This is a genomic window from Mesorhizobium sp. C432A (genome assembly GCF_030323145.1).
Lineage (GTDB): Bacteria > Pseudomonadota > Alphaproteobacteria > Rhizobiales > Rhizobiaceae > Mesorhizobium.
Map to the genome: position 1 here is coordinate 2,881,199 of NZ_CP100470.1, position 24,768 is coordinate 2,905,966.

Annotated in this window: 19 protein-coding genes and 1 pseudogene; 17 read left to right on the plus strand and 3 right to left on the minus strand. The window is 58.7% G+C overall.

Annotated features, from left to right (window positions below):
• The first annotated feature begins 173 nt into the window (after window positions 1–173).
• Complete coding sequence (locus NLY33_RS13965; protein ID WP_023706590.1) at window positions 174–1,892, plus strand: sensor histidine kinase; 1,719 nt, start codon at window positions 174–176, stop codon at window positions 1,890–1,892.
• A gap of 101 nt (window positions 1,893–1,993) precedes the next feature.
• On the opposite strand, the gene NLY33_RS13970 is transcribed toward NLY33_RS13965, so the two are convergent.
• Window positions 1,994–2,671 carry a LuxR C-terminal-related transcriptional regulator gene (locus NLY33_RS13970; RefSeq protein WP_023681040.1) on the minus strand — a complete coding sequence of 226 codons (678 nt, stop codon included), beginning with the start codon at window positions 2,669–2,671 and terminating at the stop codon, window positions 1,994–1,996.
• A gap of 620 nt (window positions 2,672–3,291) precedes the next feature.
• On the opposite strand from NLY33_RS13970, the gene NLY33_RS13975 reads away from it, so the two are divergent.
• From NLY33_RS13975 to NLY33_RS14015, 9 genes and pseudogenes are all read left to right on the plus strand, one after another.
• Window positions 3,292–4,020, plus strand: a complete 729-nt coding sequence (locus NLY33_RS13975) for a nucleotidyltransferase family protein (protein WP_023706591.1) — start codon at window positions 3,292–3,294, stop codon at window positions 4,018–4,020.
• Between the two features lie 49 nt (window positions 4,021–4,069).
• The gene (locus tag NLY33_RS13980) at window positions 4,070–5,221 is read left to right on the plus strand and encodes a DegT/DnrJ/EryC1/StrS family aminotransferase (protein ID WP_023706592.1); all 1,152 of its coding nucleotides are present in this window, start codon (window positions 4,070–4,072) and stop codon (window positions 5,219–5,221) included.
• On the plus strand, window positions 5,218–5,892 hold the full coding sequence (locus NLY33_RS13985) for a sugar transferase (RefSeq protein ID WP_023681043.1): 675 nt from the start codon (window positions 5,218–5,220) through the stop codon (window positions 5,890–5,892). Before NLY33_RS13980 ends, NLY33_RS13985 begins: the two co-directional genes overlap by 4 nt.
• 44 nt (window positions 5,893–5,936) lie before the next feature.
• Window positions 5,937–6,940 (plus strand): annotated as a pseudogene (locus NLY33_RS13990) (SDR family NAD(P)-dependent oxidoreductase).
• Complete coding sequence (locus NLY33_RS13995; RefSeq protein ID WP_023706594.1) at window positions 6,937–8,214, plus strand: hypothetical protein; 1,278 nt, start codon at window positions 6,937–6,939, stop codon at window positions 8,212–8,214. The pseudogene NLY33_RS13990 and the gene NLY33_RS13995 overlap by 4 nt, the downstream one beginning before the upstream one ends.
• Window positions 8,201–9,460, plus strand: coding sequence for a polysaccharide biosynthesis/export family protein (locus NLY33_RS14000; protein ID WP_023706595.1), 1,260 nt, complete (start codon window positions 8,201–8,203; stop codon window positions 9,458–9,460). Before NLY33_RS13995 ends, NLY33_RS14000 begins: the two co-directional genes overlap by 14 nt.
• A 73-nt stretch (window positions 9,461–9,533) precedes the next feature.
• Window positions 9,534–10,448, plus strand: coding sequence for a class I SAM-dependent methyltransferase (locus tag NLY33_RS14005; RefSeq protein ID WP_023706596.1), 915 nt, complete (start codon window positions 9,534–9,536; stop codon window positions 10,446–10,448).
• 333 nt (window positions 10,449–10,781) lie between these two features.
• Entirely contained in the window at window positions 10,782–12,494 is a 1,713-nt protein-coding gene (locus NLY33_RS14010; protein ID WP_023706597.1) for a type I secretion system permease/ATPase, read from the plus strand.
• 71 nt (window positions 12,495–12,565) lie between these two features.
• Window positions 12,566–13,861 carry an HlyD family type I secretion periplasmic adaptor subunit gene (locus NLY33_RS14015; protein ID WP_348524481.1) on the plus strand — a complete coding sequence of 432 codons (1,296 nt, stop codon included), beginning with the start codon at window positions 12,566–12,568 and terminating at the stop codon, window positions 13,859–13,861.
• A 290-nt stretch (window positions 13,862–14,151) separates the two neighbouring features.
• Here NLY33_RS14015 and NLY33_RS14020 read toward each other — a convergent pair whose 3' ends face one another.
• Window positions 14,152–15,582 (minus strand): coiled-coil domain-containing protein, encoded by a 1,431-nt coding sequence (locus NLY33_RS14020; protein ID WP_023706599.1) that lies wholly within the window; start codon window positions 15,580–15,582, stop codon window positions 14,152–14,154.
• Window positions 15,583–16,063: 481 nt separating this feature from the next.
• Here NLY33_RS14020 and NLY33_RS29480 point away from each other — a divergent pair, with 481 nt between their 5' ends.
• A complete protein-coding gene (locus tag NLY33_RS29480) occupies window positions 16,064–16,351 on the plus strand; it encodes an aminotransferase class I/II-fold pyridoxal phosphate-dependent enzyme (RefSeq protein WP_084013535.1) in 288 nt (95 codons plus the stop codon).
• 14 nt (window positions 16,352–16,365) lie between these two features.
• The gene (locus NLY33_RS29485; protein WP_084013534.1) at window positions 16,366–16,593 is read left to right on the plus strand and encodes an aminotransferase class I/II-fold pyridoxal phosphate-dependent enzyme; all 228 of its coding nucleotides are present in this window, start codon (window positions 16,366–16,368) and stop codon (window positions 16,591–16,593) included.
• Window positions 16,594–17,668: 1,075 nt separating this feature from the next.
• On the opposite strand, the gene NLY33_RS14025 is transcribed toward NLY33_RS29485, so the two are convergent.
• Window positions 17,669–18,205 (minus strand): response regulator, encoded by a 537-nt coding sequence (locus NLY33_RS14025; RefSeq protein WP_245260964.1) that lies wholly within the window; start codon window positions 18,203–18,205, stop codon window positions 17,669–17,671.
• A 70-nt stretch (window positions 18,206–18,275) separates the two neighbouring features.
• Between NLY33_RS14025 and NLY33_RS14030 the strand changes: the two genes are divergently transcribed.
• From NLY33_RS14030 to NLY33_RS14060, 5 genes are all read left to right on the plus strand, one after another.
• Window positions 18,276–18,656, plus strand: a complete 381-nt coding sequence (locus NLY33_RS14030) for an ATP-dependent DNA ligase (RefSeq protein ID WP_050590862.1) — start codon at window positions 18,276–18,278, stop codon at window positions 18,654–18,656.
• Between the two features lie 68 nt (window positions 18,657–18,724).
• The gene (locus tag NLY33_RS14035) at window positions 18,725–18,874 is read left to right on the plus strand and encodes a hypothetical protein (protein WP_245260474.1); all 150 of its coding nucleotides are present in this window, start codon (window positions 18,725–18,727) and stop codon (window positions 18,872–18,874) included.
• 1,500 nt (window positions 18,875–20,374) lie between these two features.
• Complete coding sequence (locus NLY33_RS14045; protein WP_156932541.1) at window positions 20,375–20,551, plus strand: hypothetical protein; 177 nt, start codon at window positions 20,375–20,377, stop codon at window positions 20,549–20,551.
• Between the two features lie 1,462 nt (window positions 20,552–22,013).
• Window positions 22,014–22,730, plus strand: coding sequence for a pentapeptide repeat-containing protein (locus tag NLY33_RS14055; protein WP_023704577.1), 717 nt, complete (start codon window positions 22,014–22,016; stop codon window positions 22,728–22,730).
• Window positions 22,731–23,234: 504 nt separating this feature from the next.
• On the plus strand, window positions 23,235–24,422 hold the full coding sequence (locus tag NLY33_RS14060) for a magnesium transporter (RefSeq protein ID WP_023707691.1): 1,188 nt from the start codon (window positions 23,235–23,237) through the stop codon (window positions 24,420–24,422).
• The last annotated feature ends 346 nt before the right edge of the window (window positions 24,423–24,768 follow it).

Sequence of the window (24,768 nt, forward strand, 5' to 3'; positions counted from 1 at the left end):
AGAAATCTGCGAATGGTTTTTCCGCAGCGTCTCTTTGGATATACCTTTCTGAAGAGCGCTCCTGACACATGATTTTATTCGCCGGCAAAGTCATGGCAATCGGGCATTGGGATTAGGTGCCACCCCTTCGGCCTAGTCTCGACGGACTAGACCGAAAGTTGTAGTCTTTGCGCATGGGTTCGGACCTGCGCTGGCTCAAATCGAATGTGTCGAGCACTACGTTGGCTCATCTAGCTTCGCTGTTGGTGTTTGCAGCATCGATAGCATTCGAGGCGATAAGTACGGTATATGGCGGCCAGCCGTTGCCGCTTGTTGCGTTTATCCCCATAACCGTTGTCATCGTGTATCTTGAGGGCCGTTTTGTTGCCATCGCAGCAACGCTTCTGATGGCGGTCGCCGGCTTGTGGATGCGACACCTGCTGGACGGTCACCTCACTGGTGGAGACTGGACCGGGGCCGTCTTCCTCCTGGGTTCGGGTAGCCTGATCGCAGCTGTGTTCCACCGCCTGCGACAAGATCTGCACGGTGCGCTCAGGGTGGCAGAAGCGAGGCTCGCTGCCATCGACGCTGCCGCCTTGGGCTTTGCTAATACCAATCGCCATGGCGAACTGCTGCAGTCGAACAGACGGCTTTTGGAGATGACCGGCTACGCGCACAAGGAACTTGCCCAACTCGAGTTGCAGGAACTCATTGTCCCCGACGATCGAGGTACTGTGCGGAAACTTTTGGAAGATTTGGGCAATGGGACCGCGTCTGCGACGGATATCCGCGTTTTGCGCCAGGATGGCACGGCATTCTGGGCTCACCTGGCCCTGTCTTCGTCGCGGCCGGACGAGGCGCCAAATGAGAGCGTATTCGTGGTGGTTGACGATATTTCCGAGCGACAAGCGGCACGCGAGGCCCTTCGGGCTCAGAAGGAATGGCTTGATCTCGCCGTGTCTGCCGGGCGCCTGGGAACATGGCAAATAGACATTGACGATGGGACAGTCGCCGGCTCGAGCAAGTTCTGGGACATTCTTGGTCTGCCTCCGGCCCCAGTCCGCCGCTTGGAAGAACTCTCGGCTGTAATCCATCCCGTCGACTGGCCGAAGCTGTCCGCCTCGGCAAAGCCTTCATCGGCATTGAACTATGACGTCGAGATCCGTGTCCGGCAAGTGGATGGTCACACACGCTGGATTGCTTTGCGTGGACGGCAGGAAGAGCACGGCGACCGCAAAATGCGCATCGGGGTGGCGGCGGATCTGACCGAACGTCGACAAACAACTTTGCTTCGCGCCGCCGTAAAGAGACGCGAGCGCATAATGCGCGAAGAGCGCCATCGGTTCAGCAATGTGTTTCCAGTGATCAGAGCTCTGGTCAACATGATCGATATTCCCGACAATGACGTTGCCAAATACAAGGAGATGTTGATCGATTGGATTCGAACGCTGGAGGCGACCCATCGCATCCTTTCTCGTCACGCCAACCTGTCAGGGATGCTCCATGAGCTCGTGGACCGGGAATTGCAGCCCTTCAAGGAGACACGCGACATAACGATCAGTGGACCTTCCCTCACTGTGCCAAGCGGCGCCGCCGAGGGCTTGGCGATGATCCTTCACGAGTTGACGACAAACTCGGTGAAACATGGTGCGCTGGGTGACCCGAATGGCAGGGTCGAAGTTAAGTGGCGATTTGCATCCGAGGACGAAGGTGACGACCTCGTGTTCGATTGGGTGGAATCGGGCCGACGGAAGAGTTCAAAAGTCGTACGCCGCGGGTTCGGGTCACTGATAATCGGTGTGGACAGCACGCCGCTTGTCGGTCATTCCCCGAATATGGAAATAACCGAAGATGGCCTTCGATATTCGCTGCGTGTGTCGCGCAAAGAAATTGAGGAATTTGGATTGCAATAGAGCCCCTCCAAGTCGAAGCCGAATTGGCCAATTAACGGATGGTGTGGGCCCTTTGCTGCGATTTCCTGCAAGCAAACTCGGGCCGGTTCGAGGGGCATACGTCAACTTGCCTGTCTCGTCAGCCAGCTTTGGAGCAACACAGCTGCTTCGGTACGGTTTCTAACCCCAAGCTCACGCAGCACGGCTGCGGCATGGATTTTCGTTGTCGCCTCGGCAATGTCCAGATTGCGGGCAATCTCCTTATTCGAGTACCCCTCTGCCATCAGCTTGAGGACGTCCTTCTGTCTAGATGTCAGCCTAGCGACGTCGCCCGAGCCCTCGTGCCGGCGGCTGGCATTTTGTACCGGAGGTGGGGGGGCATGCGATCTCTGGTCGGCAGACGTTCGAGATAGGAGAGATGGCACATAGATCCGGCCAGCGAGGATTTCGTTTACAGCCAGCACGACTTCTTCGTCGCTCTGCGATTTGACGATATACCCGTGAAGTCCGATCGAAAGCGCGGTCAGTATCTCCGAGCGGGAATCATCCCCGGAAACGATCGCAAAGCGAGTGTCAGGATAGGCAGCCATAAAGTCGCTGAGCACTTCCTGATGGAACAGCCCAGGCATGTTCAGATCGAGGATCGCAAGATCGATGGACGCCTGCTCCTCTAGAAGATTGACCGCGGCATCGAAACACGAAGCTTCGAATATTTCGGCGCTTGGAATTCCAGCCATGAGTGCCAGCCGGAGACCACGCCGATATAAGCCGTGATCGTCGGCAATGACGATCCGAGCCATGCAACTACCCCAACGCGTTACTCGGTTCCCGACGAGAAAACCCGCTGGAACCTCCCATTCGCCTATGATCGACAATCCGTGGTGGTCCTAAAATGGCGGCCATCCACTGGTCAACGCATCACAGTGATGTCCGCAGCGTCCCATCCACGCACATCCAGAACGTCTAATATAATACTAAATTGCGAAGCTCATCCATAGATTTTTAACCCTGGCGTGCGGTGCCCGTCCGCAAAACGATGCCGGTTCCCCATTTGTGGGTCCAAAGCCAGCTGTTCAGGACCATTTCTGTTATGTCGCCACCCGCTGTCGCTGGACCTGTAGGCCGGCCCGGCCCGGGCGGATCGCAGCTTTTTTGAAAGCAACTGCTTTCGTTTTATCGCCGTCATGATCAGTGCCCAATCGCGCTTCTATCGGCTGTTGATCTCGTGGCCATCTAATACCTTGAACGTTTTGAATCCCTACCATTCGAATGCACGACGACAGCCGCCCCGGCTGTCACATACCTTTTCACATATGATGTTCGGATTGCCGCCGAGGTTTGGCCGGATTTGAGGGTATGCCCTGGCCGGACAATGGAACACCGATCCCGAACAAAGCCAACTGCAGATCAGGAGGATCGAATGAAAGCGGTGATTCAATGTGGTGGGATGGGTACGCGCCTTCGACCGTTTACATCGGTCCTGCCGAAACCATTAATGCCGATAGGGGCCCGGCCCGTTCTTGAGTTGCTTTTGAAGTGGCTGCGGCGCAACGGCATTGAAGACGTGTATATTACGACAGGGTATCTAGGGCATTTGATCCGTAGCGTCTGCGGCGACGGATCGCAATGGAACTTGAAGATCAAATATACCCAGGAAATGGAGCCACTCGGCACCGTCGGACCTCTCTCTCTGATTAGGGATGAACTGAACGAAACATTTGTCGTTCTGAACGGCGATGTCCTCACAGATCTAAGCCTGAGCCGGTTTGTAGCCGCGCACCGCTTGCATAGGGATCCCGTTACGATCGCCACGGCGTGCCGTCATATCAAGATGGACTTCGGGGTCATCGACGAGATCGACAATACCGTCCAGCTCTTCCGGGAAAAGCCGACGCTTTCCCATCTCGTCAGCATGGGGATTTACTGCATGAACCCAGATGTCCTGCGGTTCATTCCGTCCGGGATCCCATTTGGGTTCGATGACCTGATGCTGCAGATGATGCAGGGCGGCACGACCGTGCATGTTTACAAGCATGACGGTCTTTGGCTCGACATCGGTCGTGTCGATGACTTCCAGAATGCACAGGCAATTGCCTGGGAAGATCAGTCGTCCTCAATCGAGGTCGCGGCTGCCGCTGCAGCCGCATGAAAGTCTGATGCAGAGGTCTAGCCACTAACAAGGCTTTCAGGAGGTCAAGATGCTCTTGGTGAGCGCCCCGATCCTAGGCGTGCCAGAGAAGGCAGCCCTGTCGCAGGTGATTGATAGCGGCTGGCTTACGATGGGGGACAGGGTACGAGAGTTCGAACAGGCCTTTGCCAGCATGCATGGCGCGCGAGATTGCGTTGCGGTTGGTTCCTGCACCGCAGCGCTCCATCTTCTCCTCCATGCTTTGGGCATCGGCCCTGGCGACGAAGTACTGGTTCCTTCGCTGACGTTCGTGGCGACGGCGAATGCGGTGCTGTATGTAGGGGCGACGCCGGTCTTCGTCGATATCGAGTCCGTCGACGTGCCGTTGATCTCGGTTGCGGAAGCCGAAGCGCGGTGCACGACGCGCACGAAAGCGGTCATTCTCGTTCACTTCGCCGGGTATCTCCCCGATCGGGAACAATGGCAGCGGTTCGCCCGGCTTCGCGGGCTGCATATCATCGAGGACGCTGCGCACGCGCCCGGGCTTAGGGAAGTCGGGACCTTCGGCGCCGCGGCCGCGTTCAGCTTCTATGGCAACAAGAACATGACAACGGCCGAAGGGGGCGCCGTGATTGCACGTGACCCCGATCTGCTCGACAGGGTTCGCCTGGCCCGCGGGCACGGAATGACCACGGGGACGCATCAGCGGCTGAACAGTCGTACGCCGCAATATGATGTCACGATGCTCGGGTTCAACTACCGAATGGACGAGATGCGAGCGGCAATAGGGCTGGTTCAGTTGCAGAACCTGCAAGAGTGGAACGAAATCAGGCGTATCATAGCTGTCTTGTACCGACGCCTGATCGCGGACCGTTGCCCAGCCATTGTCATTCCATTTAGCGAACCCCGGACGTCGGCTTACCACATCATGCCGATCGTCCTGCCGCGCTACGCGAGCCGGCAGGATGTCATCGACGAGCTGCGGACACAGGGCATACAGACCACCATCCACTACCCGCCGGTGCACCAAATGACGTTCTACCGCGAGCGCTTTCCCGGCGTGAGTTTGCCCCGAACAGAGGATTTCGCTGAGCGAGAGCTCACAATTCCGCTGCACCCCCAGATCACTTCCGCCGCCGCCGAATCAGTCGTGGCTGCCCTGGCAGCCGCGCTCAAAACAGGCGCGCTCAAAGCAGGCGCCCAAAGAGGAACTGCTGCATGAATGCGTTAGACCCTGCCTTTCACCGGATGTTCGTTCCAAATCCTGATCACGGCTTTGCGAGACGCGCAATCGATCTTGCGGTGGCGGGCATCGCTACCGTCGCATTGGCGCCATTGATGCTGCTGATCGCCGGAGCGCTTCTGCTCGAGGGCGGTGGCTCGATCTTGTTCGCTCAGACCCGCATCGGGGCCGGCGGCCGAACCTTCCGCATGTACAAATTTCGCAAATTCGGTGTGAACTGCGGCTCTCAAGGCCTTGCGCTGACGGTCGTGGGCGATACACGCATGACCACCGTTGGCCGCTTTCTCGCAGCGACGAAGCTGGACGAACTACCGCAGCTGTGGAATGTCCTCAAAGGCGAAATGGCGATCGTCGGCCCACGGCCCGAGAGCCTGGCTTTCGCCGATTGTTTCCGGGGCGAGCTTAGGGCCGTGCTGCAATACAAGCCGGGCCTGCTGGGACCAGCCCAGGTCGTTTTTCGGCACGAAGCGCATTACTTCCCCCAATCCGTAGATCCGATCGTGTTCTACCGGGAGGTCATGTTCCCCGCCAAGGCAACACTGGACCTCTCATATTATCCGCGACGCACCATCGTCTCCGACCTCGCGTGGATGGTGCGGGGAGTGCTGGCAGTGGTCGGTTGGGTTCCGGTACCGCCGATCGACGTTTGAATATCCAAGGGAAGCGTTCCAAACAGCCAAGGGAATGCGCAGTGATGAGCTACAATGGAAAGAAAGTCCTGGTGACCGGCGCGGACGGATTCATCGGTTCGCATGTCACGGAGGCGCTTGTTCGCAACGGGGCAGATGTCACAGCCCTTGCCCTTTACAATTCCTTCGACAGCCATGGATGGCTAGACGATCTGCCGGACACCATCCGCAGCCAGTTGAGGCTCGTCCGTGGTGACGTCCGCGACAGTGCGTTCCTTAACCGGATCATGCGCGGCCAAGTCGCGGTTTTTCATCTGGCGGCGCTTATTGCGATTCCATATTCCTACGCCGCTGCCCAGTCCTATGTGGAAACCAACATCCTAGGCACGGTGAACGTCCTCGAAGCGGCGCGCCTATGGGAGACGGAGCGGGTGATCCATACCTCCACGAGCGAGGTCTACGGAACTGCCCAAACCATGCCGATCGGCGAAACACACCCCCTGCAGGGACAGTCACCATATTCGGCATCCAAAATCGGCGCCGACATGATGGCGGAGTCTTACGCCAGGTCGTTCGATGTCCCTGTGGTGATCATGCGACCCTTCAACACGTACGGCCCGCGCCAGAGTGAACGCGCCATCGTGCCGACCATTATCCGGCAGGTCCTCGACCCGAAATGTCCTGCAATCATGGTAGGGATACCAGCCCGATCCGCGACCTGACCTATGTCGAAGACACCGCGACAGCGTTCCTGACCGCAGGTCTCGCCCAGCTCGAGTTCGGCCACGCCTACAACGCTGGCAGCCAACGCGCTGCGACCGTCTCGGACGTATTGGCCATTGTTCTTGAGTTGACCGATTGCAAAAAGCCGGTCCGTCGTGATGAAAGCCGCCTGAGGCCGCAAAATTCCGAAGTTCGCGCCTTGCTCGCCGACTCCTCGCGCTTTGAACGTGAGACTGGATGGCGGACACAGACCAGCCTGCGCGATGGGCTGGAGCAAACAATCACGTGGTGGCGCGAGCGCCTTAGTGAAGGCCGGGTACGGCGCGAAGTGGGTTACATGACATGACCCTGGGCGGCCGTCATGCGTTGGCGCTGTTGCTGGCTGCCGGTGCCATATCTCCCAACATCTACGTTGCCGGCGGCCGTCAAAGCAAGGCAGCGGAGGTGGCGGCCACAGCGGTCGTGAACAACCTGCCAGGCTATGTGCGCCAAACAAGGGATCCTTGGTCTGGCATGGTTTTCGCACGGATCACCAGACCGGGCGTTCTCGGCCGGGCGGGTGTATGCGGGAAGAAGTACTGCACCCACCGTTACTCAAGCGCACAGGCTTGGAATGCCGACCAGAGCCTGCTCCTGATCGCCAATGGCTGCGGTGGCCTGTGCTTTCTCGACGGACAAACCTACTTGCCTTTGTTCCACCGCAACCGCGCGACCGAATGCGAATGGCATCCCACTGATCCCGAGTTGATGATCTGCGTCGGGGGCCGGCAGATTGCGACATGGGCCCCACGTACCGATCATGAGGACGTCGTGTTCGCCTCCGGAGCGTACTCCAACCTCAAATTTGGACCCAACAAAGGCAATCCGAGCCGCGACGGCAGCCGGATTGCGGTGCGTGCAACGAACAATGACGGCCGAGCGGTGGTTTTTGGCTACGATCTCAAGCAACGGCGGAAATTCCCGGATATCGATCTTGCCGAATTCCCGGGAACGACCGGCTCCTGCTCGATCTCACCACTCGGAATCAACATAGTGTGTTCCCAGCAATTACCGGACGGAATCGAAGCGAGTTTCGTCTTCTCCATCGACGGCATATTGCGCCAGAAGTGGATGGAGCACCATCGACCGGGCCATGGCGACATGACGGTCGATTCCGACGGAAGCGAAATCTATGTCGGGATCAGCAAATCGGATCCTGACAAATATCAGGTGATCAAGCGCCGCTTGGCTGATGGCAAGGCTACCTCGCTGATGAAATATGGCGAGGCCATGCATGCGTCACTCAGGTCGCTCGGCAGGCCCGGCTGGGTGTTTCTGAGTTATGGCGGCACGCCAGCCGAACTATCGCAGCACCCGGATTGGGCGCCTTACGCTCAGCAAGTCATTGCTCTGCGTCTAGACGGCAGTGGAGAGGTCCGCCGTGTCGCAGACACGCACAACGCGCCCTTCGACTACTGGAGCGAGACGCATGCCTCTCCCTCTCCGGACGGCTCCCAGGTGGTCTGGTCCAGCAACTGGGGCGTGCCCGGTGGCCCGGTATACGATTTCGTTAGTCGTGTTGAATGGCCTTTGAAGCCGGTGTTTGACCGGAAGGAGATTGTCGCAAATGACCTTCAGTAGACGATACGTTCTTGGCGCAGTCGTGATGATGTCGCTAACCTCGATGGCTTGCGCAGGCGAGGTCGAGCCCTATCAACTCTCACCTGGCGATACGGTCGAGATAGGAATAGCGCCGATCCCTGATCGGACGCAGCGCGCCGTAGTCCAGATGGATGGCAATATCGCCCTTCCGGAGGCTGGAATGATCATGGTCGCAGGCCTGACGGCGTCCCAACTGCAAAGGCGCATGCAAGAGGTCTTGCCAAGCAAGATTTTTCACGTGCGTCTGACTGATGGGCGGGAGCAGACAGTTACTGTCGAGCCCGACGATGTCACAGCGATCATAGCGGACTATCGCCCGATCTATGTAACGGGCGATGTGCTCACCCCGGGACAACAGGCCTACCGTCCGCTCATGACTGTACGGCAGGCGCTGGCCGTTTCCGGCGGCTTCAGTCTTTTGCGATCACGGGCGGGCCAGGCCGGGCCTGATCCGGTCGATCTCAAGCGCGATTACGAAATGCTCTGGGGAGATTACACGAAAGAATACCTTCACGCTGCCCGCATTCGCGCCGAGCTTCAGGGCCAGGCGGATTTCGACAAGAAGACACCACAGGGATCACCTCTTTCGCCGAGCGTTGTAGCCGCGATGGCACAGGCTGAAGCAGAGGCGCTGAAGGTTGCGCTGAGTGATTTCCGGCAAGAGCAGGATTTTCTGGAGAAGGGCCGGACGGACGCTGCCGAGCAAATTGGCGTTTTGCAGAAACGCGAACGAGTCGAGGGCGAGAGCGTGAAGGCGGATGAGCAAGATTTGGCGCGAGTGACGAAGGCATTCGATGCAGGCAATCTGACCAACACCCGGCTCGCGGATGTCAGGCGCGCGTTGCTTTTATCTTCAAGCGGCGCGCTTCAAACCTCGGTCGAACTGATGAGGGCGCGGCGCCAGCAGGAGGACTTTGTCAGACAGCACGAACGCAACGACAATCAAAGGAGGATTGGCCTGCTGACGGATCTGAAGGACACCAACGCCCGGCTGGCGGATGTCACCGCCAGGCTCCATGCCGCCAGCGAGAAGCTGCAGCCGACCGGAGCATCCACACAGCCATTGCCGATTGCCGGCGAAACGGTACGGGCCCAGGTGACCATCGTACGCAAGATCGGCAATGAATGGCGCAAGCTGTTGGTTGACGAAGATGCGATTGTGCTGCCGGGGGATACTGTCGAAGCCAGATTCAGCAGTGAACTGCAAAGTGTGGCAGTCCAATAGGGCGTCAGCCGCAGTCCGTGCGGAGCTTACTGTTCTATCGGGGGGGGCGAACCCAACTGAACGGAGATCCAAGGTGAGGCGCATTTTCAACCAGGGAGCGACCCTGACACCCTCAACGAACGCGGATCAGGTGACGCAGTCGTCAAGTTATGCTTTCCATATGCCGTCAGCGCGAATTGTGCGGTCCAGGTCGCGCGCCGGTGAGTCCGGAAATTGGCAGGAATTTACGTCTAGCAAGGAGAGCAATGCGCAGGGCGGCTTCGTGTCGGACGGCTACAGGACCAGCCATTGCGCGCCCGGCTACGGCCTACATTACAACAAAACGCACAGTTCCGGCTATTATGGCGCGCTTTGGGAGAACATCGAAAAGCCGCTGATCCTCGACGTTCTTCGCCCCTTGAGCGGAGCGAGCCGAAACTGCCTTGATTTCGCATGCGGAACAGGCCGCATCGCCGAGGTAGCCGCCGGCCTCTTCAGCGAGGTGGTTGGCGCCGACGTTTCCAGAACTATGCTCGACAGCGCTCAAGTACCGCCCAATGTGAGTTTGCGTCACGTCGACGTGACAAGGGAGCAGTTGGGTATGACGTTCGATGTGGTAACCGCATTTCGTTTTTTCCTGAACGCAGAGGATGAACTGAAATGGCATGCACTGAAAGCGATCAATGAGCACCTTAAAGATGGCGGGCGGCTTGTGTGCAACGTTCACATGAATGCGACGTCGCCCGTCGGCCTGGCGTGCCGGCTGCTCAATCGAGTGTCTCGACGCACCATTCGCAACACGCTGAGCGCAGCGAGGTTCAAGGCCCTCCTGACTGCCTCGGGATTCACCGTCGAGCAGACGATACCGTACGGTTACCTGCCTCGGCCGGGAAACCTGTTGCCAGGGTTCTGTGAAATGATGATGCAGCCTGTCGAGAAGGCCTGCAGAAGGCTTCGCGTTCCTGGCCAGCTGGCGCAACACTTCCTGGTTGTTGCGAGGAAGCGCTAAATCCCGAGAAAGCCCCGAAAACGGCAGGCAGCGGTTTTCTTGGGGTGGCTCGCCCGGCAATGAAGCCCGTCTAAATACGGTGGAACGGCAGTTTTCCCCCGATTTAATATGTGGGTTCCGGGTTTCTCGGGTCAGCGCCACGATTTTGCTACATTTTGACTAAAGTCCAATCATGTTAGTGGGGCGTAATATTAGAAGCTAAGGGGATACGCTCCTGAACAGCAAGAGATTGTCCGTGCCCAGTGGGGCCAGTGAGCTTGCGCAACGATCTCTCACGGGAGGTCGAAACCCATGAACCCTGGTGGAAGGAGTTCGTCGGATCTGCGAGGCGCAATGCTTGGGACCGTGCCTGGCCTGGTAGGCGTCGGCGTCTTCTCGGCAGTCATAAACCTTCTCGCCCTGACCGGCTCGGTCTATATGCTGCAAATTTACGATCGCGTTTTACCTTCGCAGAGCGTTCCGACGCTTGTCGGGTTCACGATCGGAATGCTGGGTCTTTACACTGTCTACGGGCTGCTGGATTTCGTGCGGCTGCGCCTGCTGGTTCGAGTGGGCAATCGTGTCCATAGGAATTTGAAGCAGAGGGTGTTCGGCCTCTCACTGTCCTTGCCGCTCATTGGCGGGCAGGATGCGAACCGGATACAGCCCCTCCGTGATCTCGATCAGTTACGCGGCTTCCTTTCCGGAATGGGGCCGACTGTCATCTTCGACGCTCCGTGGATTCCATTTTACCTGCTGATCATCTATTTCCTGCATCCTGCGCTCGGTCTGTTGTCCACAAGCGGTGCGATCATTGTCGTGCTGCTCACGGTCATGGCGGAAGTTCTTGGCCGCACATCGGTGACACGCGCGTCCGAGACGCTGGTGTCGCAACGCAATCTCGCCGAATCCGGACGCCGCAACGCGGAAGTCGTACGCGCGATGGGCCTTTCCGCACGGCTTGCCCACCGCTGGGGCGAGATCAATAACGCATATCTGCGGCACCAAGAGAGGCTTTCCGACGTCGTCGGCGCCACCGGGGCACTCTCTAGGGCACTGCGTTTGGCCTTGCAGTCCTGCGTTCTTGGACTGGGTGCCTACCTGGTGATAGGAGGCGAAGCCTCGCCAGGCGTGATCATCGCATCCTCCATCTTGCTGGGCCGCTCATTGGCTCCTGTTGACGCCGCTATCGCGAACTGGCGAGGCTTCGCCGCGTTCCGGCAAAGCTATTCGCAACTGGCAACGGCCCTGGCCGCTTTTCCTGACCGGGACGAACATATGGAACTTCCGCGCCCCCAGGCGGAGCTTGCGGTCGAGGACCTGACTATAGCGCCACCGGGCCAGCAAAAACCGACGGTAGCCAATGTCAGCTTCCGCCTGGCTGCAGGGACGGGAATGGCCGTTGTCGGCCCGAGCGGTTCTGGCAAAAGCACGCTTGTGCGCGCGCTGGTGGGCGTCTGGCAGCCACTTCGCGGCACGGTGAGGCTGGACGACGCCTCGCTTGACCAATGGGACCAAGAACACCTTGGCGCACATATTGGCTACCTGCCCCAGGACGTCGAACTGTTTGATGGAACGGTTGCCGATAACATTTCGCGATTTGGCGGGAAGGGCGACGCCAAGGGCGTGCTTGCAGCTGCCAAGGCAGCGGGCGTCGACAAAATGATCCTGCGATTGCCGAACGGTTTTCAAACACGCATGGGCGAGGGAGGAACAGCCTTGTCGGCTGGACAGCGGCAACTCGTCGGGCTTGCCAGGGCACTTTACGGCGATCCGTTTCTCGTCGTTCTGGACGAGCCGAATTCAAATCTGGACGTCGATGGCGATACCGCCTTGGCCGGCGCGATCCTGGCAGTGCGCAGACGTGGAGGCATCGTCATCGTAGTTGCGCACCGTCCTTCTGCCCTTACCAACATCGACAGGGTACTCGTAATGTCCAATGGGATGCTTCACGCCTTCGGCTCACGCGAGGAGGTCCTGGCCAACGTCATCCGCCCCTTTGCTGCGCCTGTTGAACGCCCGGCAGCGGCCGTCGCGATGCACAAAGGGGTGAGCGGTCACGCATGAGGAATATTTTTTTGTCTGAGGCGACGATGGCTCCATCGGCCCCGATCGGCAATGGGAGCCGGCGCAACGCGATGATTTCGGGCACGCGCGATGGAATCGGGGCCAACCTGATCCTGGGTGCGGCGGTCACGGTTATGTTGCTTGCCGGCGGCGGGCTCTGGCTCGGACTGACCAAGATTGCTGGCGCGGTAATTGCGCCGGCGACCGTGGTGATCGAGAGCAACATAAAGAAGGTCCAGCATCTGACGGGCGGCACGATAGGGGGCATCTTCGCGCAAGATGGGGATCATGTACGGGCCGGCGATGTGATGGCACGATTGGACGACACGCTGACACGGGCCAATCTGCAGATAATTAGCAAGGATCTTGATCGGGCAACGGTTCGGCTTGTGCGGCTGGAGGCAGAGCGGCAAGGCCTGTCGGAGATGCAGCTTCCGTTCAGCCTTCAAGCGCGAATGGGCGAGCCGGAGCTGGCTGCGCTGGTGAACGGTGAGCGCACGCTGTTCGACAGCCGCGCTACGGCCCTCAAGGGGCAGAAGGCACAGTTGCAAAGCCGCTCAAAGCAACTCGAACGCCAAGTTGAGGGCCTCAAGGCGCAACAGACCGCGGAAGAACAATCCGTGGTCCTGCTGGATGGCGATCTTGTCGATGTACAGGCGCTTTTTACAAAGAAACTGGTGTCCAAAGAGCGACTTAGCAACATCAGACTGGATGCCACCCGGGCGCACGGAGAATCAGGGCGCCTCGCGGCGGCAGTTGCCGAGGCGCAGGCCCGGATCAGCGAGACCGAATTGCAGATTCTTCAGCTCGATGAACAAAGGCGTAGTGACGTGACGAGCGAACTTCGTGAAACGGAAGCCAAGCAAACCGAACTCAGCGAGCGTAAGGTTGTGGCACAGGACGAACTGGCCAAAACCACCATCCGCGCTCCGCAATCGGGAACGGTACAGGAATCTTCCATTCACACGATCGGCGGCGTGATTGCCGCGGGCGAGGTTCTCATGATGATTGTCCCTGACACCGGCAACCTTGTCGTCGACGCGCTGATTGCGCCGTCGCGCATAGATGACGTTCGTCCAGGTCAGCGGGTCTCGATCCGGTTTCCGGCTTTCGACGCCGGCACCACGCCTGCCTGCCAAGGGTCTGTCAAGCGCATCTCGGCGGACCTGATAAAAGATCAACAGCGCCAGCTTTCTTATTTCTCGGCGCGCATCAATGTCGAAGACAAGTCCACCTGTCTGACCGATGCCAAAGTGCTCAAACCCGGTATGCCAGCGGAGGTTCACATAAGTACGGACGAACACAGCGTCTGGTCTTATCTGCTGAAGCCGCTTACCGACCAGATGTCGAGGGCTTTCCGGGAATGACATGGCGGCTGTGAGCGGTCGACCGCGGGAACACGGCAGGCGTGCTTGCTGACATATTAGGGTAGGCGACGTGATGCCAACAGGGGTGACGCCTGCGGCCGACGCGCGAGGCTCGTCTGGGACATTGTCCCGGCTACAAGGATGCCCCAACAGGATTTTCCTGGCCGCCTCACCAAGTCCTGCCCCGACAACAGCGTTAGTGTCCTGTCATCTTTTGCGCAACAAACAGCGCATACCGTTCCACGATCATCGACATGGGCAATTGCCTCACGAGGAGAGGTTCTTTGCTCCTACGACGCGGCGAGGGCCCTGCGGCGGACACGGCGTGCGGCATGCACCGTTCGGTCTGCAGTCACCGCTACATTTGCCACGTCAGATGTATGCGGCAAGGCGTTCGCGCTTCCATGCGACCTCTTGTAGGGCAGCAATTCCCTGACCCGAGCATTGACCGAGGCAATCTCGACCCGCAAGTCCTCGCATTCCTGCCGTCTCACATCGAGTTCAATCTGATCGGACGCCTGCTGCATGGACAGCTGTGCAAAATCTGCGGCGATCTTGGAAAGGTTCACCTTGTTGGTTTCGGCCTCCTCGGTGAGTGCGGCCAACCTTTCGTCGGTCACCTGTTTTTCGGCCAGGGCGTCGCTCCATTGTAGCTGGAGCCTGGCGATCTCGGCCGCGGCCTCGTTGTTTGCGTTTGAGGCGAGTTCGAAGCGCGATTGGAGACTTTGAATTTCTGAGCGCAATCCTCGGTTCTCAGCCTGGCAGCGTTTAAGCTCGCCATCCATGTCCGCCTGCATAATCCTGGCTGCTTCGGTCACCTCCCATAGCTTCGCCTGCGCAACCTCGAGTGAGGTGTGCAATTTGATTGCCTCTTTTTCGCTCTTGCCGAGCGCACTCAGCATTTCGGAATTTCGCGCAGCTTCGTTGGCATGGATCGTGGAGAAGGCATCCAGCCTATGCCGTGCCTCTTCCTCCCGCTTCATGGCCTTTTCCAGGTCAATAGACAGGCTCACATTCTTTTCACGCAGCTGTTTGTTCTCTCGGGAGCGCCTGTCGGCCTCGACATTTGCGGCGGCAAGCATGTTCGTGAGGTCGCCAAATTCCGCTTCGTTCTTTGTGGTGGTGTTCGCCGCTTCGACCAGCTCCAGCCTTGCCGCGGCCAACGCGCCACGGAGCACTTCACACTCCTGAACAAGGCTTGCCTGGCGCTGCTGCAATGTCTCGACGGTGCCTTGACGCTCACAGTACCGTCTGTTCAGGTCATTGAGTGTTTCCGACAAGTTCCTTTGATCTGCGATCAGATTTTGATTCGCCAACTCCAGTTCGTTGGCACGGAGAATGTCCGCGTGAAGGATGTGAAAAAACTCGAACGTCAGTTGACATGTGCTTGTAATTTCGGAGATTTTTGCGTTGATCTCCTCGAAATGGAGCTTGGCATCGTGGAACAAGCCGTTAAACGAGCTCACGGCAGCAATTCGGCTCTGCGTATGTGAGGTCATCCGATGCGCTGGTATCGGCGAGCTATCATCGTCGTCGCCGGCACCGTCCTCGCTTGGTACGCTGTCATCCTGTTCGTTGTTGTCGCCTGCCGTGTTTGGCACGTCGGCGACATCCTCCAAATCGAGGCACTGGTCGACAGCGTTAGCCAAGTCAGCTTCGAGATCGTCGAACGACCTCTCCACATTGTCCTCGGCGCGTCTGATCAAATCCCTGAACTTCATGACTTCATCCCCTGCAGCCGCATGCCCGGAACCATTGAGGCACGAGGACTGAGATGCTTTTGTATCGAGAGCTCAACTCAGCGTCTTCGTTCAATCAAACGATGCCAGGGCGCCGGCGCCGCGAGGAGCCGAGAGCTGCGATTGGAAGGCCCTACATCGGTCTAGGTGCCTGCTGACTTATTCTTGAGGACTGCGCGACTCCCCTTCTTGCCATCGTCTTGGCGTCGATGGTGTGTTGCCTGGGCACATTAACGCTCAGGTGCAGAAGCCCCGACGAACGGCCCGGCACAGCCTCTTGTGGGGCGCATCAGGCGGCCGGGCCTAACCGGCGGTTGAGTGTTTTGGTTTGCCGGCTGACTCACCATGCGACCTTGGCGAGGCAAGCGCATCATTCGAACGAATTGGGGACCGGCCGCCTGGCCGCCCAATCACACTAAGCTTCCGTTGCCGGAGCTGGCGACGAGGTGCTTTGCCTTGAGCCTTGGTATCTACATACGAAGCGGCAATACGCGCCGGTGGAGCAGTGGTCCGACCCGTCAAACAATCGCTGCAAAATGCACGACAGAAAATATCCGAGTACATTCTCAGTGCAGCGGTAGGAGATCGAACGCGGGCGATCTTGCTGAATTCCCCAAACAATTTCGGCGGATATGAGTTCGGCAGGGACGATCTGGAAACAATTGCCACATTTGCCGAGCGGCACAATCTATGGATCATCAGCGATGAGGTTTACCGCAGCACAGTGTTCGACGGCGAGTTCCCTCAATAGCATCCATTCCCGGAATGAGAGAGCGGACGATAATTGTGAACAGCCTGTCGAAGTCTCATGCAATGACCGGCTGGAGGCTAGGGTGGACGCTTGGGCCGGTCTCGGCATCAGGTCATTTGGAAAATCTTGCGCAATGCATGCTCTTCGGATCGCCGACCTTTATTCAAGATGCCGCAGCGGTGACTCTCGATGAGGCGGTGACGCAGAGATGCGTTTCTTTTCGGACGCCCTTCTGCCGTTGATGTTGACCATTGCTGTGCGGATGTTCGCCGGGATATGCGTGAACCTTATCGTCCGCTGCGGCGCTCAATTTGCTTGGGGTTCTTGGAACCGTTCCGAACTTTCTCCTTGCGCCTCCGATCGAGTTGCGCGTGCTCATGCGGGGCGCTGAGGTGTCTCGATCCGCAGTGGCGCGGCCATTATGCGACGAAGCCTATTAGCTTAGTTGAAATTTGTCCCCAGCGGACGGGAACGACGCTTGGCCGTGTTAGTTGATGTGAATGGAGCAGCTAAGAAAAGATCTGGCATTGCTTACGCGACCCGGCTTCTGGATAGCTTTCGGCATTTTGTTGCTGCTTTACGGGATTCAGGTCTTTTTTCTAATTCGGGCATGCCAATGCCTTTAGCCTGGAACATCGATCGCCCTAGCTGGAACGCGGTCTGTCCATCTCCCGGCGGCTGCGCCGATAGCGTTGATCAACGATATATTTATTTATAAGCCTGCTATTCCCGGGGACGCCGAGGTTGGCAGCGCCTGCATCGTTGATTACGCACGTGGCGCTCCCCTCAAGGTAGGTGGTTACCATTCTCGCGCTGCCGGTGAGCATTGGAGCCCGCACTGTGTTGGACGTGCGCTCATGCGTCGGGAAATTTCTTATAGACAGGGGAGGGTCTGTCAGGCTGGAAAATCACAAGCTGCCCCGCGAATGAGGAAGCAAAAAAGGTGCAAGACCAGATCGATTTCTTCCGGGCAACTCGGTCCTCGCATCATCGCCGATCAGCGGCCGTGCCGCCGAGAACCAAAATGCGCACGATCTCAGCCGGTCGGCTTCGACAAAACATGCGGACTACCGGACGGGGACAGTCGGTGCCGCGTCCCGTTCTGTGGCCGGCGCTATGCTGACGCTCCTACGGTATCCCGTTCACCGCCCGCGGCAGGAAGGCGAATTTCCTCCGTCCTGCGCGCAACAACCGTCCACTGTTGCGGCCGCACGCAGGACTGCGGCTTATACGCCGTTCTTCCTTTGAGCGGCGTCCAGTTCGCAGGGCTAAATCACCATTGGTATGCAGACGAGCCTCTCGGCGTCTGGACAGAGATCAATTGCGCTTTGCACCAGGGTTCCTGGATCGTAAGCTCCAAACACGCTGCAGTCGCCTGATATGGTCCACTACGTTGGCCGGCTCATACGGCTTCGCAAGGTGCGGGCCTTCCTGACAGAGGTCGCCCGCCGCGATCGCAGTTCGTTCTACTGCGGCAGAAAGCACTATTTTGACCTCGGGCTTGTTCTCGCGAACCCACTTCGACAGTTGGAACCCGTTCATGTTGCCCGGCAGGTCAACGTCACACAAGACGGTGTCCACACCGAACTCCGCATAGTTCAACGCTTGTTGCGCCTCACGTGCGAAATGGGCCTCAATCACCCTGTAGCCACAGTGGCGGAGATAGTCCGCGATGACGCATCGGGCGATGACGTCGCCGTCAACCACGAGGATCGTTTGGCTCTGTTGGTTCGGGGCTTCCATTGACGGAGAACGGTCAGCAACCGGCAGGGTTCCACGCATCATGACCTGCGCGGGATGCCGACCGAAGATCGCGGCGATCCTGCACGAAATGATCCCTGCCGGCGGGCGCATTCAATTCAGAGGAGCGATGCCGCACTGGTGACGCCGTTTGCCACCTGGTCGACGAGACGGGCTAGAAGGCATGGTCTCGAAGCTCGAGGGGCAGTCCATATCGCAGCGGCAAACGAGCGCTTGGCGCAAGATCAAGTGCTTTGAGGAAAAGGAAATGCAAATCATCGGTGCACAGCGCGAGCGCGGCAAAGCTACCCAGGTGATCATGGCTGAAAAGGGCCTCTACAAAGGCGGCGCACTCGTCAACTTCAATGCCGCTGAGCGGCAAGCGCTTTGGGATCGTGTCCAGGGCAAGGTTGGCGGCCCGGTCCCGAAGGGACATAAAAAGGAAAAGGCCGAGTGGCTGAAGCCCGGACTGGTTGGCTGGGTCGAGACCCTCAAAGGCGAAGAGAAGCTGCGGCACGCAAGGCTGCTGGATTTCCGGGAGAAGAACGGAAATGGCCGTAGCTAAAAAGGACCAGGAGCGCGTCACCTATGCATGGATGTACGGTGCGCAGTCGCGCAAGGATGGCAAGGAGCGTGAGGTGCCATTACTGGCAGGAATATGCGGAAGCATGGCTGCAGGGCTTTGACGGTGTGGCGATGGACGGTTTTGGCAAGACCAAAACCGTCAACGACGAGATGGAGGCCGAGGTCGACGAAGCCGCCGTCGAGCGGCCCGACGAATAGCCATTTTGCCACGTGCCGTATGTTCGTTTTTGATTGAAGAAAGGGTTTCGGCGGGCCTATAAAGATTGCGTTTACCATTGCCTTTTTTGGGAGGATGCGATGGTTGCAGCGCCCATAGATATCGCTCAAGCGGCCACTGCGACTACGGCTACCTTGCTGAAGTGGCAGAAGTCCATGGAGGAACGCGCCACGTTTCGCCAGAAATGGATCAATCGCGCAGGGCGATTCAAGCCTCACGCGATTTGCTGAAGCGCCTTCGCCAACGTCATCGCGACGACATGGCGGAAAGTTCGGAAAATGCCGACCCATCTACTGCGCCGATATCGCAACGCGCCGGCAGCTAGCGGGAGGCGACCAGAGCCGATGTGATGGGGAAAGTTTCACTGGCCGTTCCTTGGGGGGCAGGCAAGTTAAACTTTGTCAACGAGCGGCCTTTTTCGCGCTCGCGGAAGCGCCACGTGGCTTTCGACCAGGCGCACGTGCTCGGCCTCGACAGTCACCAATGGCCGGAGGCTGACGGTTACCTTGTTCCCGTCGATGCGTGTATAGGGCCGATCAATTCCATATGCTGGCCAATCACAGCCTTCGAAGCCGAATCGACAACAGAATGCGGGAAGTCGTAGGAGGGGATCGTCACGCTCATGCGATCGGGCGTCACCCGGCCGCGCACAATCGCCGTGACTGCGACCTCGTCGCCAACTTTGATACTTCCCCGAGCCATGCCCAAGACTTTGGAGCAGCCGGCGCCGGCGTCAAGATGAGGGGGAGCTAATAAAACCCCTCCGCGCCGCGATTGTGACGCGGGGCGATCCGATCGCCGCCAGCGACTTAGCAGACCAATTGACGACGGCGGCCGAGAAGCCTGGCATCCCTGCCGACCAAATCAACGGCGAAATCGAAAGCGTCTTCGAACTGCTCTTAGAGGTGATGCGGCGCGAGAGTTGCGCGAGGAGAACCAGCCCGGAGGCTTCTCCGGGGCTGTGCCGGTCCTGTCCCGTTCCACTGGATGAACTTCGCCCTCTGGCCGGTGATGGTCTCGATCGACTTCAACAGGGGTCCATGGACCTTACGTAGAGCTTGGCAGTGCTCCCTGTGGTACGCCAGGAGCGGCCCGGCGATGCTCTTGTGCAGCGCTTCGGCTGCCGCCAGGCGCTCGATTTCAGCCCGGGAAAGCTGTTCGGAAGGTTTGTTCTGGCCATTGGCGCTCTCCATTGAGGGCGTCGCCGCAACGAGGACCATAATTCTACATGCCAGGCCGTCTGACAAGCGCCTCGCCGGCCTTACCTGAAGGAAGACGCAGGGCCACGGCGCCAAGCGGAGCCATCAGGAGCAACCCGCAAAGATGAGCAACGGCAGGCCCGGCGACCTCCTTTGGCACACGGGACAAACAAGAAGGGCGCCGAGCCTTACCGGCGCTGCTTTGTGAGGGAGACGACGCCGGATGATGAGAGTATGCGATCATGCTAATGTCTGCGAACCATGCGAATGAAGGAAAGCCGCGTGGCAGTGCCAATCAACGACGTTGAGACCAAGGTCGGCGGGTGCGATCAGGTTCGGACCATGATGACGGGCTGGCGGGCCTGCACATGGTGGTGGCTACCGCGCTACCGCCTTGCTTTGCGCCAGCCGGCGGCCCATGCCTCTGCCTCGCTGCACAGCCAGCGCTCGCTGTACTGAATCTGATCGTCGTCTTCCAGTAATGCTCCTGCCCTGGAACGTGATAAATCGCTCGTCGGTACTGGTGGAAATGTTGCCCTTGATATCGCAGCTCCCCGCGCCGGCCGTGCGGGTGCCACTCAGCCAGCCAGCTGGGATGAGCCGGTCAGGGAACCATCACCAGCGCCGGCAGATATTGCCGTCGCCACATCCACCGCCCCTTTGCGTTCTTGCGCCAGCGGTCGGCCTGATCCGCACCTTGATGACGCTGGACTCTGCCCACGCCCTCTCCCCCGAGTGCAGAATGCTTCCAAAGCGGTAGCGAGTCCAGACCGAAACATTAGCGCCGACTAACGGTTATTTCGGCAGTGTTCCGAACCGTGATTGGTAGAGCGTTGGTGGCGCCCTCCTAAAATATGTGGTCGGACGTGCTTTAGAAAGCTTCGCCCCAGCAGGGGCGTGCTTGACGATTTCGGCGAACAGAAAAAGTCGCCGGCTCCGCCCGACCAGGCCGGGAGGCGGTCTTCATGGCCAAGCCTAAGGCCATGCGCGAAATGATCTTGCGCGAATGCAATGACGCGGCAATGAGCAAGCCCTACGCCGAGTTCTGCGCCGACGTGAATTCCCTCCGCGGAATGCAGTAGGTCATTCACGGCGCCGCGCAGTTTGACGACGATGGTGGGCAAATTGCCCTCATCACAATGACTGTCAGCTTCCGCAGGCAACAGCGTAGCCAGCGGTGACCGACGCCGGCCCAGAGACTCCCCAGGCCGCTCCTCGCCAGCCTACAGGCGAGCAGGCCGGCATCGGTCAGTAAGGTCCCGTAGGTGTGCAATATATCGTTCACGCCACGAATTGCGGACGTTCGAAACCGGTGATTGGCCATTTCGTGTGACCAAATTCCGCGACTGTTTACTTGCGATCACAAGGCCCCGCAACCTGGAGGTTCCGAAGCGCCATACTGGAGTACCATTGGCGTGGTCACGCGATTTGAACCCGACAACGGTGCTTGAACCAGACCAGGTTAAACATCCGTTATCGTTTTGCGCCAGAAGCGGCCAGTCAGCTTCCGGCCAAATGCGGCAGCGCTCATATTACCATGGTCAAATACAGCTCGCATGAAACTAGTTGTCTTCTTGGTCCTTTGGTTCGCCAGACCATACGAGAGAATACGAGAGAAACGGCTTGGCGAACTATGAAATCCAACGGATCTACGCTCCCCGTCATTTCCTTCGCGAGCGTCAGACGCTCCTCCAGGCGCTGCTCACGCTCCTCGTTCGTGCACTTGAGGCGCTCATGCGCATCCGCGAAAAGGCACTCTGCCGTCAAAGCCTTTCCCCACTCTCGATAATTTCCGCAAGCTGCCGCTGGCTATCGGCGGTTCGTTGATGCGCAAACTGTGACGGCGGTCGTTACCGTGGCTCGAGTGTCAGCAGATGTGGTAAGGCTGATTGTCGACGAGTAGCAGAGGGGTCCAGCAACAATGACTTTGAGACGAACCAGAGCTTACGGCGGATCCGGCTTGGTTCTGGCGGTTTGCACTGTATTGGCTTGGCAAAACGCCACCGCCGCTCAAGATTGCTACGCAGCCGCGACGCCTGGCGTCAATTGGCAGGAGTGTGACAAAAAGCTTCTCATCCTAGAAGGACAGGACCTGAGCGGGGCAAACCTGTTCGGTGTTGATTTCACTTCGACCGACCTCAGGAACAGCAATCTCCTTGCGGCAAATTTTGAGAAGGCAACGCTTGTGCGCGCTTCCCTGGCCGGCTCGACCGCCAAAGGCGCCCGGTTCGACAAAATCGAGGCTTACAGGACCGACTTCAGCCATATGGACGCGCAGGGCGCTGTGTTTGCGGGCGCGGAAGTGCAGCGCTCGAATTTCCAGGACGCCAATCTGGTCAATGTTGATTTCACAAAGGCGGAATTGGGGCGTGCGCAGTTCCATGACGCCGATATCAGCGGCAGCCACTTTTCGTTTGCCAATCTCGCGCGGGCGGACTTCCGAGGAGCGAAGTTCACCGCACCGATAGACTTTGAGGGCGCTTTTTTCTTTCTGACCCGTATCGAGGGCCTCGATCTATCCAATTCGGCGGGTCTGTCCCAGTGGCAGCTCAACATGGCTTGCGGGGACGCCCGGACCGAGTTGCCTTCTGGCATGACGAGGCCAGAAAATTGGCCCTGTCAATTCCAGCAGGAATAGCCCGCCCGTCCGCTTCCCGCCCAAAGGCTGCCGGGCGGCAATGCGCCTCAATGCAGTCCTCGGCCGCGGGTCAAAGCACGACACTGCGGGACATTTCCGGCAATCTCATTTACCGGCGAACGACAACGACCAAATGGAGGACGGATGCCCAAGGTCAAAGGTAGTACCGCTCTGGACAAGGAGCGCGCCAAAACAGAGAAGCTCCTCAAAAAGGTTGGATACACAGCCTTGAAGGAGGCCGGTGTGGTATCCAAGCGACCCGACCTCCCAAATCTAAAGATTGAAAAGCGAGGGAAGTAGCGCGGACACTCCCATGCTGACCTGACCGAAGGCACGCCCAAAATGTAGACGTCTGCTTTGCCTTCTCAAGCTAGGAGTGTGCAGGCGGCGCTTGCGACAACCACAAAGCGGACTGCTGGGGCCGGAAGAAGCTGTCGTATTTCCGCCCCGGTGCGATCCGATACTTCACAACTTTTTCACTTTCCAATTGGGGGGCCATAGCAAATGAACGAAGAGACCGGCGTTCAGAAGTTGGTGCGCACGCTGCGTGCTCGAGCACCTGATGACGCAGCTGAATTGCTCGCTAGAGAGTCTCCCGAGTTCATCCGCGACACACTAAAGCTGTTGCCGGACGGGCACGCCCGTAAGGTGGCCGAGCATTTGCCACTGCATATGCGGCCCATCAGCTCTCATGACGGTGAGATGGGTTTCGCGATCCCCGAGTCGCTCGTCGACGTGATGGACCCGATCCCCGCCAGCGTTCCTGTCGGGACGACGGTTGCTGCCGCGGTGGAAGCTGTCAGAGGCGCCCAGGTGCCGACCGAGCTCACTTATCTCTACGTCACGGACGAGGGCAATAGACTGGTTGGGCTGGCGGTCCTGCGCGATCTGATGCTGAGCGAACCCGATGCGATTGTCGATCACATCATGCTGCCCAGGCCGTTCGCTCTTGATGTCGGTCTCTCTTTGAGTAACGCATGCAAAGCGGCGGTACGGCGTCACTATCCTGTCTATCCGGTGGTGGATGCGGAGAACCGGCTGCTCGGGCAGGTTCGCGGCTGGCGATTGTTCGAGCAGCAAATCATCGAGATTTCCGCCCAGTCTGGACAGATGGTAGGCCTCCAGAAGGAGGAGCGCTCTTTTACGCCGCTGTTTTCAGCCTTCCTGAAGCGTCATCCGTGGCTGCAGTTGAATCTCCTGACGGCCTTCATGGCCGCATTCGTGGTCAGTTCGTTCACAGGCACGATCGAGAAGATCGTCGCTCTGGCGGCGTTTCTCCCAGTCTTGGCCGGGCAGAGCGGAAACACCGGCTGCCAGGCACTGGCTATGACGCTGCGTGGCCTTGCCCTGGGGGATGTGGACAAACGACCGAAGCTGCACTTGGTGATGAGAGAGGGCGCGCTCGCGGCCGCCAACGGCGCGCTCGTCGGCGTTGTTGCGGCTGCGGCGATGTGGTTCTATGCCTCGAGGCAACCGGCGTCGGCGGCGCAGGCGCCGATGCTGGCACTTGTGATCCTGCTTGCCATGTCCGGATCGTGCCTCATGTCCGGCATCTCCGGCGTGCTGATCCCGTTGGGCCTGCGCCGGGTAGGCGCCGATCCGGCGGTCGCCTCGGCGATCTTCCTCACCACCGTGACCGATATTGTAGGCATGGGCCTGATGTTGGGGCTGGCAACCATGCTCGTGCTCTAGACTAGCAAGCTGCGTGCGGTGACGCGTCCCTGGGAGTTGGGGCAATGAGCTGACCTCGCGTTCAAAGAAATTGCAAGACCCGGGCCGAATCGCACACGCGTCGTGAGAAGCACCTTCCGGCAGCTCTCCGGCCTCTTGCGAAACGCGACGGAAGGCCTTTGGAAAAGCCGTGGGTGACCTTGAAGCCTGGTGACCAGATACGCAGAATCGCCCACCCAATATTAATCTTGTCGGCTGTGCGATCCACTACTGATGAGATTTGAGTTTGTTAAGCCTTGGGCCAAATACTTCAATCACGTGCAGCAATGTCGAGAAGAGTTTTTGACAATCAGCGCATCCGAAATAG